13 protein-coding genes are annotated in these 14,394 nt (G+C 68.1%); 10 read left to right on the top strand and 3 right to left on the bottom strand.

The genetic code is table 11. The annotated features are described in order from the left end of the window. The first annotated feature begins 1 nt into the window (after position 1). From AC1DKN_RS17950 to AC1DKN_RS17960, 3 genes are all read left to right on the top strand, one after another. Positions 2-1,375 carry an MFS transporter gene (locus AC1DKN_RS17950; RefSeq protein ID WP_476851305.1) on the top strand — a complete coding sequence of 458 codons (1,374 nt, stop codon included), beginning with the start codon at positions 2-4 and terminating at the stop codon, positions 1,373-1,375. Between the two features lie 27 nt (positions 1,376-1,402). After that, positions 1,403-2,179, top strand: a complete 777-nt coding sequence (locus tag AC1DKN_RS17955) for an SDR family NAD(P)-dependent oxidoreductase (RefSeq protein ID WP_018775918.1) — start codon at positions 1,403-1,405, stop codon at positions 2,177-2,179. Positions 2,180-2,287: 108 nt separating this feature from the next. Next, on the top strand, positions 2,288-3,421 hold the full coding sequence (locus tag AC1DKN_RS17960) for an LOG family protein (protein WP_476872073.1): 1,134 nt from the start codon (positions 2,288-2,290) through the stop codon (positions 3,419-3,421). Between the two features lie 4 nt (positions 3,422-3,425). Here AC1DKN_RS17960 and AC1DKN_RS17965 read toward each other — a convergent pair whose 3' ends face one another. Then, positions 3,426-4,385, bottom strand: a complete 960-nt coding sequence (locus AC1DKN_RS17965) for a matrixin family metalloprotease (RefSeq protein WP_476872074.1) — start codon at positions 4,383-4,385, stop codon at positions 3,426-3,428. Then, positions 4,385-5,677, bottom strand: coding sequence for a VIT1/CCC1 transporter family protein (locus tag AC1DKN_RS17970; protein ID WP_476872075.1), 1,293 nt, complete (start codon positions 5,675-5,677; stop codon positions 4,385-4,387). Before AC1DKN_RS17970 ends, AC1DKN_RS17965 begins: the two co-directional genes overlap by 1 nt. A 234-nt stretch (positions 5,678-5,911) precedes the next feature. Between AC1DKN_RS17970 and AC1DKN_RS17975 the strand changes: the two genes are divergently transcribed. Continuing rightward, positions 5,912-6,148 carry a hypothetical protein gene (locus tag AC1DKN_RS17975; RefSeq protein ID WP_476872076.1) on the top strand — a complete coding sequence of 79 codons (237 nt, stop codon included), beginning with the start codon at positions 5,912-5,914 and terminating at the stop codon, positions 6,146-6,148. Between the two features lie 108 nt (positions 6,149-6,256). Here the strand turns inward: AC1DKN_RS17975 and AC1DKN_RS17980 are convergent, their stop codons facing one another. Further along, the gene (locus AC1DKN_RS17980; RefSeq protein ID WP_476872077.1) at positions 6,257-7,780 is read right to left on the bottom strand and encodes a sodium:solute symporter family protein; all 1,524 of its coding nucleotides are present in this window, start codon (positions 7,778-7,780) and stop codon (positions 6,257-6,259) included. 282 nt (positions 7,781-8,062) lie between these two features. Between AC1DKN_RS17980 and AC1DKN_RS17985 the strand changes: the two genes are divergently transcribed. From AC1DKN_RS17985 to AC1DKN_RS18010, 6 genes are all read left to right on the top strand, one after another. Beyond that, complete coding sequence (locus AC1DKN_RS17985; RefSeq protein WP_476872078.1) at positions 8,063-8,638, top strand: helix-turn-helix domain-containing protein; 576 nt, start codon at positions 8,063-8,065, stop codon at positions 8,636-8,638. Between the two features lie 102 nt (positions 8,639-8,740). Next, a complete protein-coding gene (locus tag AC1DKN_RS17990; RefSeq protein ID WP_476872079.1) occupies positions 8,741-9,517 on the top strand; it encodes a hypothetical protein in 777 nt (258 codons plus the stop codon). A gap of 240 nt (positions 9,518-9,757) precedes the next feature. Then, positions 9,758-11,203: an ammonium transporter gene (locus tag AC1DKN_RS17995; RefSeq protein WP_476872080.1), complete on the top strand. Its 1,446-nt coding sequence runs from the start codon at positions 9,758-9,760 to the stop codon at positions 11,201-11,203. Beyond that, positions 11,200-11,541 carry a P-II family nitrogen regulator gene (locus tag AC1DKN_RS18000; RefSeq protein WP_476872081.1) on the top strand — a complete coding sequence of 114 codons (342 nt, stop codon included), beginning with the start codon at positions 11,200-11,202 and terminating at the stop codon, positions 11,539-11,541. The genes AC1DKN_RS17995 and AC1DKN_RS18000 overlap by 4 nt, the downstream gene beginning before the upstream one ends. An 89-nt stretch (positions 11,542-11,630) precedes the next feature. Then, positions 11,631-12,710, top strand: coding sequence for an agmatinase (gene speB, locus AC1DKN_RS18005; protein WP_476851378.1), 1,080 nt, complete (start codon positions 11,631-11,633; stop codon positions 12,708-12,710). Next, positions 12,707-14,383 (top strand): thiamine pyrophosphate-binding protein, encoded by a 1,677-nt coding sequence (locus AC1DKN_RS18010; protein WP_476872082.1) that lies wholly within the window; start codon positions 12,707-12,709, stop codon positions 14,381-14,383. Before speB ends, AC1DKN_RS18010 begins: the two co-directional genes overlap by 4 nt. Positions 14,384-14,394 lie beyond the last annotated feature (11 nt).

A 14,394-nucleotide genomic window follows, 5' to 3' on the forward strand; every position in this document is an offset into this window, starting at 1 on the left:
GATGATGACTTCATTAACCCCCAAGTCCTTCGGACTCGGCGAACTGGGCGACCGCACGCTCCGCAAGGTCCGCCGCCGCGTCATGCCCCTGATTGTCCTGCTCTACTTCGTTGCCTACCTGGACCGCAACAACGTCGGATTCGCCAAACTCACCATGAGCGAGGACATCGGCCTGAACTCCGCTGCCTACGGTCTGGGCGCCGGCATCTTCTTCCTTGGCTACGCCCTCCTGGAGGTTCCCAGCAACGCCGGCATGTACCGGTTCGGAGCCCGGAAATGGCTGGCCCGCATCCTGATCACGTGGGGCATCTTCGCCACCGCCATGTGCCTGGTGAACGGTGAAACCACGTATTACATCGTCCGGTTCCTGCTCGGTGCCGCCGAGGCCGGGTTCTTCCCGGCGATCCTGTTCTACCTGACGCTGTGGTTCCCTGCCGCGCAGCGCGTCACCGTGCTGGGCATCTTCATCCTTGCCCAGCCCGTATCCAACGCGCTCGGCGCCCCGGTGTCCGGGCTCCTGCTGCAGATGGACGGCGTCATGGGCCTCCAGGGCTGGCAGTGGCTCTACATCATCGAAGGCATCCCGGCGATCGCCCTCGGCCTGCTGACACCCATCCTCATGACGGACCGTCCGCGGGACGCCAAATGGCTCGAAGCCGACGAGCGCAACTGGCTCACCGCCACCATGGACGCCGAACTGGCCGCCAAGTCCCAGTCGGGCAAGCACAACTTCATGGCCGGGCTCAAGGACAAGCGCACCCTGGTCTACTCCGCCCTGTACTTCGGCCTGGTGTGCGGGATTTACGGCCTGGGCCTGTGGATGCCCACCATCGTCGCGGCCCTGGGCAAGTTCTCCACGGCAGAGGTTGGCTTCATCGTCTTCATCCCCTATGCCGTGGCCGCAGTATTCGTCTACTTCTGGAGCAAGCGCGCGGACCGGACCGGCAAGCGTGCCTGGCACGCCTCGGTCAGCATGGTGCTTGCGGGCGTCGGACTCGTGGCCGCCGGCTACCTGCTCCCGGTCAACCCGTTCCTCGCGATGGTCGGTCTGACGCTCTCCGCCATGGGGATCTACGGGGCGATCGCCCCCTTCCTCTCGATGCCCTCCGCGGCACTGACCGGTGCGGCTGCCGCTTCCGGGCTGGCCCTGGTGAACTCCCTCGGAAACCTCGGCGGCTTCATCTCCCCGTACGCGGTCGGCCTCCTCAAGGACGCCACCGGAAGCAACCAGAGCGGGCTCCTGTTCCTGTCCCTGTGCCTGTGCATCACGGCCGTGGCCACCTACCTGTACGCCCGCCGGCGCCCCGAAGGCGACGCCAGCCTTGACCCCGCGGTCGCAGCGGCTGCCGCCGTCGACCCGGCCAAAGTATCCTGATCCGAAACCCCCGAAGGAATCTTCGTCATGACATCAATTACCCCGTTCCCCACTGAACGCACCGTGGTCCTGACCGGAGCCGCGTCAGCCCGCGGCATCGGCCGTGCCGCCGCCGACCGCCTGGCCAGCGAGGGCTGGTCCATCGCAATCCTGGACATCAATGCCGAGGACGCCAGCGCCGCTGCGGCCGAAATCGGTTCCAACCGTGCGGTCAAGGCCATCGGCGTCGGTGCGGACGTCTCCGACGCCGCGTCGGTTGACCGGGCCATCACCGAGATCGAGGGCTCGCTGCCCCCGATCGTCGCGCTGGCCAACCTGGCCGGCATCAGTTCCCCGACGCCGTTCATGGACACCACTGTCGAGGAATGGGACAAGGTCTTCGCCATCAACATGCGCGGATCCTTCATCGTTTCCCAGCGCGTGCTCAAAGGCATGATCGAGCGCAAGCTCGGCCGGATCGTGAGCATCTCCTCGATTTCGGCACAGCGGGGCGGCGGCACCTACTCAAAGGTCGCCTACAGCGCCTCCAAGGCCGGAATCATCGGATTCACCCGCGCCCTGGCCCGCGAGGTGGGCGAGTTCGGGGTCACGGTCAACGCCATCGCCCCAGGCCCCATCGACACCGACATCATGGGCGGCACCCTGAGCGAGGAACGCAAGGCGCAGATGTCGGAGGGCATCATGATGGGTCGGGTCGGCAGCCGCGAGGAAGTGGCGGCCCTGATCGCCTTCCTGCTCGGCCCGGACGCCGGTTACATCACCGCGGCCACCTATGACATCAACGGCGGCCTCCAGGTCTCCTAACCCGCACGCGCCCCCGTTGCGCTATCACTTTTAGGCCTAAAGATCCCGGAATGGCCACCAAGAGTGATAGCGCAACGGGGGAGCTTGGCCACGGTCTAGGCTGGCTCCATGAACGCCGCCCGCAGCCTTCACCCCAGCCCCCGCACGTTGGAGGTCGAGAGCCTTGCCGGTTTCGACCGGCTGGTCGCGGCGGGGGCGCGCAGCATGCACGGCTGGCATGTCCAGTCGCTGGACCTGCGGGGCCGCCGGGCCCATCTGGAGGCGCTTGAGGCCCAGGGCGCGGTCTTCCTGGGCTGCAGGTTCGACGACGGTGTGGAGGACTTGCTGCGCGGCCGGGGCGCCCTCATCTTTCCCCGGCTCACGGCCGTGCCGTTCAACCCCTACCGCGGGCAGCTGTACACGCCGCAGGAACTCTATTCCGGGATCGCCACCTCACCCTACGAGGACACGCTCGACGCTCGGGTGTACCAGTGGAGCATCCGGCCGGGCCAGCGACGCCGGCTGGATGCGACACTGGCCGCTGCCCTGCATGACCACTCGATCGGCGTGGCCCTCGACGAACTGGCCGGCACCTATCTCCGCGCCGGCCGCACGATGGTGGGGGTCATGGGCGGACACGTTGCCCGCCGCGGCACCGCCGTCTTTGAAGGAGCCGCGCTGCTGGGCCGGCTGCTGGCCCGCAGCGGCCGGGTGGTAGCCACGGGCGGCGGCCCCGGGGCCATGGAGGCCGCGAATTTTGGCGCCTTCCTCAGCGAGGCACCCGAACCGGACTTCCGGCGGGCCCTGGCCGACCTCTCGGCGGTGCCGTCCTTCCGCCCCTCGGTGGCCGCCTGGGCGCGGACGGCCGCGGCGGTCGCCCAACGCCACCCGGAGGGTGTGCCGTCGCTGGGGATTCCCACATGGTTTTACGGCCATGAACCACCGAACTTCTTCGCCACGCATGTGGCCAAATACTTCGCGAATGCCATCCGGGAAGCCATCCTGCTTGAACTGTGCAACGGCGGCATTGTCTTTTTGCCGGGTTCGGGCGGCACGGTCCAGGAGATCTTCCAGGACGCCTGCGAGAACTACTACGCCGCTCCGGAAACCGTCACTCCCATGGTCCTGGTGGGGCACGAACACTGGCTGCGGCGATTCCCGGCCTGGCCCCTCTTACAGAGCCTGGCGTCAGGGCGCCGGATGGAGGGAAGGATCTTCCTGGTCGATACGGTCGAAGAAGCCCTTGAGGCGCTGGAGCGCTAGGGGGTCAGAGATCCTTGCGGCACTGGGCGTGGCCAAGCTCGTAGAGTCCGTTCAGGTCGCCGGCGGCAAGCCCGTCCGGGGCTCCGATCTCGGGGTACATCAGCTGGGCCGGGTCATTGACATGCTCCAGGCCCATCACATGGCCGAGCTCGTGCAGGATCACGGCCGTGGCATAGGCCGCTCCCTCGGAGCGGTCCAGGTCTTCCGCGATTTGCGGGGCATCCAGCTCCAGGCTGCCGGTGACGAAGCTCTTGGGGCCGTCGCCGAAACTGAAGTGTGTGCTTCCGCCTGTGCCGATCACCGGGCCTTTGAGCTGCGGTGCCTGCTCCGGGGTGGTCCAAGCGATCAGCAGCGGCGCCCACCGGTCCCCGTAGAGATCCTTTTGGTAGGGCGCACGTGTGGACGAGGGGGCCTCGGACGTGGGGCCGTCATTGATGAAGGTGATTCCGGTGGCCTCCGAGATCGTCCGGATCGAGTCGTCCACGAGCCGCTCGGCACCCGGCGGGGCCAGGGCGGCATTGATGACGTAGTGCAGCGGGCGGCACGGCGAGTAACCCACCGGAGTGCCGTCGTCATTGGTTGCGAGGAACTTGTACGAGGTGCTGGCGGCCTCCGGTTTCCGGGCCGCGCCGAGGGGGTGGTCCTGCTCCTCGAGCCCGGGCGGGGGAGTGTCCGTCCGGTCTTCGCCGGCCGGCACGGCAGGCTGGCCGGATTTCTGGCCAGCCTGGGGCTGTGCCTGCAGGTCACTGCCTGCTTTGTTTTCTGCACTGTGCCCTGCGTTGTTCCCCGTTCCTCGGGAGACCTCGAAGAGGCCCGTGAACCTCGGATCGCCGTAGACGAGTCCGGCGGTGAGGAAGGCGCCGGCGGCGATCACCGCAGCGGCGGCGAGGTTCCTGATGATCCGCAGAGCGGTGGCTGGCCGGCTGTGCCGAGGTCCGCGGTCCCGAAATTCAGGGCCGTCCACTAGCCAACCACGGCGCCGAAGGCCATGCCCAGCAGGTACGTCACGCCCGCGGCACCCATGCCGATGGCCAGCTGGCGCAGGCCGCGGGTGGCGGGCGAGGTACCGGAGAGCAGGCCCACGACGCCGCCGGTGAGCAGCAGCGCCAAGCCGACGAGGGACGCGGAAACCACCAGTGCGGCGAGTCCTGTCATGCCCAGCAGGAAGGGAATGATGGGCACGATCGCGCCGGAGGCGAAGAAGCAGAAGCTCGACGCCGCCGCGCCCCAGGCGGTGCCGACCGCCTCGTGCTGGTCCTCGCTTTCGGGCAGTTCCGGACGCAGGGACAGGCTGGGATCGCAGTCGCAGTCCAGCAGGCCCATCCGCTCGGCGACGCGGTGCTCGGCGGCCTCCCGGGACATGCCGCGGGCCAGGTAGACGAGGAGGAGTTCGTTGTGCTCGATATCGAGCAGCGGCGCCGCCGCCAACGTGATCTGGGTGGGTCGGGTCGCGGCGAGGAGCTCCCGCTGCGACCGCACGGAAATGAACTCGCCGGCCCCCATGGACAGTGCGCCGGCCAGCAGCCCGGCGACGCCGCTGAGGAGTACCACCTGGCTGCCCACGCCCGAGGCCGCCATGCCCATGACGAGGGACAGGTTGCTGACCAGCCCGTCGTTGGCGCCGAAGACGGCGGCGCGGAACGTTCCGGCCAGCCGGTTGCGGCCCCGGGTGGCCAGCCCGCGGACCACTTCTTCGTGGATCTGCTCGTCGGCGACCATGGCCGGGGTGGCGAACGATTCGGTGGCGTACGGGGAGCGGCTCTCCGCCCGCTGGGCCAGGGCCAGGACGAAGACCGAGCCGAAGTGCCGGGCCAGGAAGCCCAGGAACCGGCTCCGGAGTGAGGCGTGCCGGTCCTTGCCGGCGTGATCGCCCAGCAACTGGAGCCAGTGCGCTTCATGGCGTCCCTCGGCCTCGGCCAGCGCCAGCAGGATGGCGCGTTCCTCCCCGGCGCGGTTCTGCGCCAGGTCCCGGTAGACGGCCGCCTCGGCACGTTCATCGGCGAGATACTGTCGCCAGCGCTTGATGTCCGCTGCGCTGGGCGCTGCGCTCGCGTCTGTTGCGGGCGACGGGCTCGGTGGGCTGACGGGAGCGGCAGTGGAGGGAGCCGCCGCGGGGGCAACAGAGGCGTGCGGCGAGGCGGGGCGCGGGTCCGTGTCGCGGACCGAAGAGGGCTGTGTCGGGTGGTGCTGCGAAGAATCGTTGCGGTCCGATTCGGTGTGCTGAGACACGAAAAACTCCTGGGTTTGGTCGGGCATGGTCCGGCCCCATTGCGACTCCAGAGTACCCCGTATTTCCGTGCTTTTCCGGCTGGCCATCCTCAGTGGAAAGTTTAGGGAGGCCGTAACTGCCCTGCCCCGGCGGGACCGTCCGCAGCCGCTTTCCGGCAGCAATTGTGAGCCCTTGACCGCCCGGGTCCGCGGTGTTCGAATGAAACCCAGGGCGGGCTCCCCGGGGCCTTGCCGCCACCGAAGCCGCATGGAGGTTGCATCATGGATAGCACCGCATCACATCCCATCCAGCCGGCCCGGGAGTCACTCGAGTCCGATCCCGCCTACGACTACGCCGAGGACGCGCCCGTCAGTGATGCCGCGAAGACCGAGGACGAGGAGCTTCTCGAAGAGGCCGACCGGCTCGTTCCCCTGGACGCGGAAGACTTCCTGGGCGACGAGAAGCCGGTGGTGCCCGTGGAAGGTGAAGAATTCCTTGCGCCGGAGGAAAATGAGTGATCCTCCCGCGGCCCGTTAAGTTGCCTGAAGGCCGACGGCGGCGCCCCCGAGTGGGGAGCGCCGCCGTTGACCTTTAACTTGCGGTCAAGACCCTGCCGGGCCTGGGCCCTAGTGCGTGAGGGCCGGGGCCTTTTCTTCCTCGGCCGCGCGGCCGGCGACACGCCGGCGCCAGTTCTGCATGACCGCGGGATCCGTCGGCTTGGTCAGCAGCGACACCGCGATGTAGACGACCGCGGAAGCCGCCAGGCCGTAGTAGATCGGCTCGTTGGCGTAGATGCCGTCCAGCGGAACCTCGGCGTTGATTTCCAGGATGATCATGGTGCCGAGCGTGATGACCGAGCCCACCGCCATGGACGCCGCGGCGGCGACGCCGGTGCCGCGCTTCCAGACCAGGCCGCCAAGGATGGCCACGAGCAGGCCGCCAACCAGGATGTCGTACGCAATGGTCAGGGCCGCGACAACGTCCTTGGTGACGATGGCGATCACGATTGCCACGATGCCCAGACCCAGGACCCACATGCGGTTGGCCTTGACGTCGTGTTCCGGGTTGTCGGTGTCATCGGTGTTGACCGTCTTGCCGAACCAGCCGGCAACGAACGGCAGCACATCGGCGCGGGCCACGGTGGCGGCCGCGATCAGGGCGCCGGAGGCGGTGGACATCATGGCGGCGACGGCGGCGGCCAGCACGAGGCCGCCGATGCCGATGGGCAGCAGGTGGGTGGCGACCTCGGCGTAGACGACGTCCTTGCCCAGGGCCTTGACGTCGATCTGCGGCAGGGCCACCCGGGCGCCGAGGCCGATCAGGGCACCGGCAGCACCGTAGAGGATGCAGTAGATGCCGGCCGTGGCGCCGCCCCAGCGGGCAACTTCAGGCGTCTTGGCGGTGAACACACGCTGCCAGATGTCCTGGCCGATCAGCAGGCCGAGGGTGTAGACCACAAAATACGTGATGATCGTCTGGGTGCCGATGCCGTCGATCTGGAAGAAGCTGGCGTCCACCCGGCTGCGGATCCCGTCGAGGCCGCCGGCGGCGTTGAGCGTGAACGGCAGCATCAGGAAGAAGATGCCGACCGTCTTGATGACGAACTGGACCTGGTCGGCCAGCGTGATGGACCACATGCCGCCGATGGTCGAGTACACCAGCACGATTGCCCCGCCGACGGCGATCGCGAGGGCGCGGTCCCAGCCGAAGAGCACCACGAAGATGGTGGCGTAGGCGCCCGTGGAGGTGGCGCAGAGCATCAGCGTGTAGGCAAGCATGACGATGCCCGAGGTCTGCGTGGCGTTGCTGCCGTAGCGCAGGGTCAGCATCTGGGAGACGGTATAGATCTTCAGCTTCTGGATGGTGCTGGCGAAGAGCAGGCTCAGCAGCAGGACGCCGGCGCCGATGGCGACGACGAGCCACATGCCGGAGATGCCGAACTTGTAGCCCAGGCCCACGCCGCCGACGGTCGAGGCGCCGCCCAGGACGACGGCGGCCATGGTGCCGGTGTAGAGGAACGGACCGAGGCGGCGGCCGGCCACGAGGAAGTCGCTATTGTTCTTGGTGCGGGACTTGCCCCACCATCCGAACGCCAGCATGGCGGCCAGGTACACCACCACGATTGCGATGTTGACGAAAGTTGCGTCCATATAAAGGCTCCTTGGAGCTGGTTGACAGCGGATGCGGGCCTGCCGGGCCTCAACAGTATGTTCGGCAAGGCCGCTGCTGCGGGAAGTGGTTAGAGGAGGATTTCCGTCGGAACCCCCGGTTTTGCCTTATAGGCAACACATGTTGCCCAGAAGAGTATGCTGTGACTCCGGTAACAGTCAAGACGCCGGGCGTGGTGCCGCCGCCTCCGCGTCACGAAGGCCTGCTCCCGCTAGGATTGCTCCAATGATGGGGCCAAGCGGCCGGCCGTGAAAGGTTCCTAAATGAAGGCACTACCAGTTGAACCGAGCAATGTTCCCGTTGCCATCGGTTCGCGGATCCGCGCCGCCAGGCAGTCCCAGCGGCTCACCATTGAACAGGTCGCAGACGCCACCGGGCTCACCAAGGGATTCCTGAGCCGGGTCGAGCGGGACCTGACCTCGCCCTCGGTTGCCTCCCTGGTAACGCTGTGCCAGGTCTTGTCCATCTCTATCGGCGACCTCTTCGCCGCCCCCGAAACGCACCTCACGAAGCAGAGTGAGGGCCCTCGAATCTCCCTCGGCGGCGAGGGGATCGTCGAGCGGCTGCTGACCGCGCGCTCCGAGCGCCGCGTCCAGATCATCCAGGCCGTGATCGAGCCGCGCGGGCGCGGCGAGTCCGAACTCTATGCCGTGGACTGCGACGTCGACGTCCTGCATGTGGTCAAGGGAAGCATCCGCCTGATCCTCACGAATGAGGAATTCGAGCTCAGCACCGGAGACACCGTAACGTTCCCCGGCCGGGAACCCCACACCTGGGTCAATCCCACGGACGACGCCGTCGAGGTGCTGTGGGTGCTCGTGCCCGCCGCCAGCCGCTGAAGGCATGAACGCATCCGTAACCACCGCAAAAGTATCCGCACGGCGCACGCCGGAGATACACAGGACGAGCGGAATCCGCTCGCGTCATCAACTGGGGGATCCATGAACCGCAACAACGTCTTTCTGTCCCTGGCCGTGGCCGCCGCGCTCGCGGCCGCCCTAGGCCTGAGCTCGTGCGCCGCCGCGGGCCAGCGGGCCGGCGAAACGGCAAGCGGTCCCGCCAGTGAATCCGCGGCCCCGGCGCAGCAGGAACCCGGTGCGGCCGCCCCGACCGCCTCCTCTGCCGCTTCGGCGCTGCCCTCGGCTGCCCCGAGCGCCTCCGCTACCCCCGTCCCGGCCGCGCCCACGGCCACGGCCAGCGCGGTGGCCGGCGTGAAAACCTTCACCTTCCCGGACGGGCACCTCTCCTTCTCCTATCCGAGCGGCTGGTCCGTCCGGTTGGTGGGCTCGCCCGAGAATGCGGCCAAGCTGCGGGGCCTGCAGGCGGTCATCGCCGACGCCACCGGCAACGAACTGGCTTCCATCACCAGCAGCACCAGCGCCAGCAACGCCTCCGGCCCGGTGGCCCGCACCGTGCTGGACACCGCTCCGGTGCCGGGGCTGAAAGATGTGGACGGCGAACAGCTGGCCTTCGGCTTCGCGTTCGATTCCCTTGCCGACCAGTCCGATTTCCACATGAGCGTGCGCAAGCAACGCGACTTCGCGCCCGCGGTCTCTGACTCCGGCTCCGCCTACGTCAGCTTCGCCAACGGCGGGGCGGAAGCCAGGGTGCTCTTCGGCAGCCCGGCGTTTGCCTCCGTCGACGCCGCCAAAGCCTGGATGACCACGGAGCAGTACAGCCAGCTCAAGCGCCTGCTGCTCACCCTCAAGTACAGCTGACCTCCCTTTCCTTGGTGAGATCGGGCGCGGTGAGATGTACGTCACATCCCGGCAATCTGCCGGAAACGGCAATTTAATGCCCGGAGCCGGCACGTAACGTGCCCGCAAGAATGGGAAAGCCTTCCCGAAACACGCCGTGAGTAGCGTCAACGGCGGGGGGACGCTCGTCAGTCCCAAACGTCACATGGTCTCGCCGCATCGGCGCCCTCGGAGCGCCGGCACTCGAGGAAGGCTCCCGCTATGAAGTTCTCTGTGCTTGCAGTAGGAATGGCAACAGATCCGCAGGTCCTTGACCCCGGATCGACCGCGTGGATGCTCACGGCGTCCGCTCTGGTCCTCCTGATGACCCCCGGGCTTGCGTTCTTCTACGGCGGGCTCGTCAGAATGAAGTCCGTCCTCAACATCATGATGATGAGCTTCGGCGCCATGGGCGTGGTGGCCGTCGTCTGGGCCCTGTGGGGCTATGGCCTGGCCTTCGGTCCGGATGCGCTGGGCGGCTTCGTCGGGGATCCCTTCACCAACTTCGGCCTGAGCGGGCTGACCACCAGCATCGGCTCCAAGGCGGCAGGCCTGCCGGACATGATCTTCGTCGGCTTCCAGGCCACGTTCGCCATCATCACCGTCGCACTGATCAGCGGCGCGGTGGCCGAGCGCGTCAGGTTCGGCCCCTGGCTCCTCTTTGCCGCCCTTTGGGTCACGCTCGTTTACGCGCCGATCGCGCACTGGGTCTGGGGCGGCGGCATTTTCGGACCTAACGGCATCATCGGCAGCAAGATCTCGGCCCTCGACTTCGCCGGCGGCACGGTGGTCCACATGAACGCCGGCATTGCCGGACTGATGCTTGCCGTGGTTCTGGGCAAGCGGCTCGGCTTCATGAAAGACCCCAACATCCGCCCGCACAACCTGCCGTTCGTGATGCTCGGCGCAGGGCTGCTCTGGTTCGGCTGGTTCGGCTTCAACGCCGGCTCGGAACTCGCCGCCGACGCCACGGCCGCCCTGGCCTGGACCAACACGCTGCTCGCCACCAGCGCCGCCCTGCTGGGCTGGCTGCTCGTGGAGCGGCTGCGCGACGGGCATGCCACCTCGCTCGGCGCCGCCTCGGGAGCCGTCGCGGGACTCGTGGCAGTCACCCCGGCCTGCGGATTCATCGACCCCATCGGCGCCATCCTGATCGGCGCGATCGCCGGGGCCGTCTGCGCGCTCGCCGTCGGGCTGAAATTCAAGATCGGACTCGACGACTCCCTGGACGTCGTGGCCGTGCACTTCGTCGGCGGCCTGTGGGGGACCCTGGCCCTCGGATTTTTCGCGCTTCCGTCCACCAAGACGGCCGGCGGCCTGTTCTACGGCGGCGGCCTGGCGCAGTTCTGGCCACAGATTCTCACCGCCCTGATCGTCACGGCATGGAGCGCCGCCATGACCACACTGATTGGCTTCGCGATCCACAAGAGCATAGGCATGCGCGTTTCCGAAGCCGACGAGCTCTCCGGCATTGACGTGACGGAGCACGCCGAAACGGCGTATGAGCTCCTCATGGTCGGCGGCAGCTTCCACCCCGGTGACCCGCATGCCCGGACTGATGCGGCCGAGGCCCACGCGACGGCCCACGCCGGGACCCCGGCCGAAGCCCCAGCCGGGACCAAAGCCGAGGCCGAGGGTGAGGCCGTCCGCGGCAGGGTGTCGTCATGAAGCTCGTCACGGCGATTGTGCGGCCGGAGCGGGTCGCGGCCGTTAGCGCGGCCCTGGAGCGGGCCGGGGTCAACGGCCTGACCGTGAGCCAGGCCAGCGGCTACGGCCGGCAGCGGGGCCATACCGAGGTTTACCGGGGCGCCGAATACAGCTCGGACCTGCTGCCCAAGGTGCGGCTCGAAGTCCTGGTCGACGAGGGCGCCCTCGGCGCCGTCATGGCTGCCATTGAAGAGGGAGGGCGCACGGGCCGCTTCGGCGATGGCAAGATCTGGATTATCGAGGTGCGCGACGCCGTCCGCGTCCGCACGGGGGAGCGGGGCGCGTCGGCCATCCGCTGAGGTTGGTAAACAACTGATGCGCAATACGAAACTTCGAGTGTATGATGGCTGTCACAACCGTCGGTCAATCCTCGAAGGAGAGGCTTCTTTTGGAAGAGCTGCGCATCGAGGCCAATGGCAACCTTGGCCCCATCGATTCATCCCGCGTCCCACGCTACGCCGGGGCTGCCACGTATGCCCGCCTGCCGCGCCTGGACCAGGTGGCCAAGGCAGACGTCACGGTGGTCGGCGTGCCGTTCGACACCGGCGTCTCCTACCGCCCCGGCGCCCGCTTCGGGGCCAACCACATCCGCGAGGCCAGCCGCCTGCTGCGGCCGTACAACCCGGCCTGGGACGTCAGCCCCTTCGAGAACATCCAGGTTGCCGACGCCGGCGACATGGCGGTCAACCCCTTCAACATCAACGACGCCATCGAAACCATCCAGCAGAACGCCTTGGACCTGACGGCGTCCGGCAGCAAGCTCGTCACCCTCGGCGGCGACCACACCATCGCCTTGCCGCTGTTGCGCGCCGCCGCCGAGCGCGCCGGCGGCCCCATAGCCATGCTGCACTTCGACGCGCACCTGGACACCTGGGACACCTACTTCGGCGCCGAGTACACCCACGGCACACCCTTCCGCCGCGCCGTCGAGGAAGGCATCCTGGACACCGAGGCCATCAGCCACATCGGAACCCGCGGTCCGCTCTACGGCAAGAAGGACCTCGACGACGACCACCGCTTCGGCTTCGGCATCGTCACCTCCGCCGACGTCTACTACCAGGGCGTCCTGGAGACGGTCGCCAAGGTCCGGGACCGGATCGGCAACCGCCCGCTCTATATCTCAGTGGACATCGACGTCCTTGACCCCGCGCACGCCCCGGGCACCGGCACGCCGGAAGCCGGCGGCATCACGAGCCGCGAGCTGCTGGAAATCATCCGCGGGTTCCGCGGCATGAACCTCGTCGGTGCCGACGTCGTCGAGGTCGCCCCGGCCTACGACCACGCCGAGATCACAGGCGTGGCGGCAAGCCACGTCGCCTACGAACTCGTAACACTGATGGCGGACCGCGCCGTCGAAGGGGACCGCTTCGGCGCCCCGAACGGCTACGCTGCCCAGGCCCTCGGCCAGGAATCCCGCCGACCCGCCGGCTTCAGCTCCTCTGTGGCTTCGCCGGTGGCTTCGCGATGACCGGCGTGCGCAACGGCGGGGACCTCGTCGTCGAAACCCTTGAGGCGCTCGGCGCCAAGACGGTCTTCGGCATCCCGGGCCAGCACGCCCTGGGCCTGTTCGACGCGATGGGCCGCGGGAACCTGCACTTCGTCTCCTCCCGGGTCGAGAACAACTCGGCCTTCGCCGCCGACGGCTACTCCCGCGCCACCGGCGAAGTCGGCGTGCTGTTCCTGTCCACCGGCCCGGGCGCGCTGACGTCCTTGGCCGGGCTGCAGGAGGCTTACGCCACCGGCGTTCCCATGGTGGTCGTGGCCAGCCAGATCCCGCTCGAGGGCCTTGGCGCCCGGCGCAAGGGCATGCTGCACCAGCTCGATGACCAGAAGGCCTCGGCCGCGAACGTCACCAAGTCCCAGCGGCTGATCCAGCACGCCTCCGGCATCCCCTCGGCCATCCAGGATGCCTGGACCGAGGCGATCTCCTCGCCGCAGGGCCCCGTGTGGCTCGAAATCCCGCAGAACGTCCTGCTGGACCCCATCGTGGTGCCTCCCGTGGAGGACGCCCTCGCCGAAGCGGCCGACAACCCGCCCCGCGTGGAGCTGGTCCGCGAAGCCGTGAAATGGCTCTCGACGGCGGAACGTCCCGCCATCATCGCCGGCGGCGGCACCCGCCGCGGCCATGCCGAAAAGTCGCTGCTCTCGATTGCGGAGAAGCTGCGGGCGCCGGTCATCTGCACCCCGGGCGGCAACGGCGCGTTCCCGTGGAACCATGAGCTCTCCCTGCAGTCCTGGATCGAGGACCAGTACATGACGGAGGTGCTCGAGGACGCCGACGTGCTGATCGTCATCGGCTCCTCCCTGGGCGAGGTCACCTCCAACTACTTCACCTTTGAACCGCGCGGCCGGATCATCCAGATCGACGCCGAGCCCCGCGTCCTGGAGTCCAACCGCCCGGGACTGGGCATCCGGGCGGACGCCGGCCAGGCCCTGGCCGCCCTCGACGCCGCCCTGACTGAACCGCACGGCGAACGTGCCGACTGGCACGGCACGGCTCCCGAGGTACTCGTCAAGGACACCCTGGCCAAGGTCAAGGCCCGGCTCGAGTCCCAGGACCTCGGCAAGGAACTGAAGTTCATGGCCGACATCCGCGAGGCCGTTCCCGCGGCCATGCAGACGTTCTGGGACATGACCATCTCGGCCTACTGGGGCTGGAGCTGCTGGGATGCCCGCGACGGCCAGTTCCACTCCGCGCAGGGCGCCGGCGGGCTGGGCTTCGGCTTCCCCGCGGCGATCGGCGGCGCCGTCGGGCTCGAAACCACCGACGCATCCGCCGGCGCACCTGCCGGACACGCCAGAGTGCTGGCCGTCTCCGGCGACGGCTCGGCGATGTACTCCATCTCCGAGCTCGCCACCGCCAAGCAGCACAACGTCCCGGTCACCTGGCTCATTGTGGACGACGGCGGCTACGGCATCCTGCGCGAATACATGGTCGGCGCCTTCGGCAAGGCCACGGCCACCGAGCTCGCCCGCCCCGACTTCGTCAAGCTGGCAGAGTCCTTCGGCGTCCCGGCCGTCCGGGTTGCCCCGGAGGACGTCGGGGACGCCCTGAAGGCGGGCTTCGCTGCGGACGGCCCCAACGTCGTCGTCGTCGAAACCCTGCTCCAGATGTTCGGCCCCACCCACCTGGCCACGTAGGCGCACCAACA

This window comes from Arthrobacter sp. 01N444 (genome assembly GCF_056399305.1).

Excerpts from the sequence above, each read along its gene's own strand:
- AC1DKN_RS17955 (WP_018775918.1), top strand. The coding sequence starts at position 1,403 with ATGACATCAATTACCCCGTTCCCCACTGAACGCACCGTGGTCCTGACC.
- AC1DKN_RS18000 (WP_476872081.1), top strand. The coding sequence starts at position 11,200 with ATGAAGCTCGTCACGGCGATTGTGCGGCCGGAGCGGGTCGCGGCCGTT.
- AC1DKN_RS18010 (WP_476872082.1), top strand. The coding sequence starts at position 12,707 with ATGACCGGCGTGCGCAACGGCGGGGACCTCGTCGTCGAAACCCTTGAG.
- AC1DKN_RS17970 (WP_476872075.1), bottom strand. The coding sequence starts at position 5,677 with ATGCCCGACCAAACCCAGGAGTTTTTCGTGTCTCAGCACACCGAATCG.
- AC1DKN_RS17950 (WP_476851305.1), top strand. The coding sequence starts at position 2 with ATGATGACTTCATTAACCCCCAAGTCCTTCGGACTCGGCGAACTGGGC.
- AC1DKN_RS17980 (WP_476872077.1), bottom strand. The coding sequence starts at position 7,780 with ATGGACGCAACTTTCGTCAACATCGCAATCGTGGTGGTGTACCTGGCC.
- AC1DKN_RS17960 (WP_476872073.1), top strand. The coding sequence starts at position 2,288 with ATGAACGCCGCCCGCAGCCTTCACCCCAGCCCCCGCACGTTGGAGGTC.
- AC1DKN_RS17990 (WP_476872079.1), top strand. The coding sequence starts at position 8,741 with ATGAACCGCAACAACGTCTTTCTGTCCCTGGCCGTGGCCGCCGCGCTC.
- AC1DKN_RS17995 (WP_476872080.1), top strand. The coding sequence starts at position 9,758 with ATGAAGTTCTCTGTGCTTGCAGTAGGAATGGCAACAGATCCGCAGGTC.
- AC1DKN_RS17975 (WP_476872076.1), top strand. The coding sequence starts at position 5,912 with ATGGATAGCACCGCATCACATCCCATCCAGCCGGCCCGGGAGTCACTC.
- AC1DKN_RS17985 (WP_476872078.1), top strand. The coding sequence starts at position 8,063 with ATGAAGGCACTACCAGTTGAACCGAGCAATGTTCCCGTTGCCATCGGT.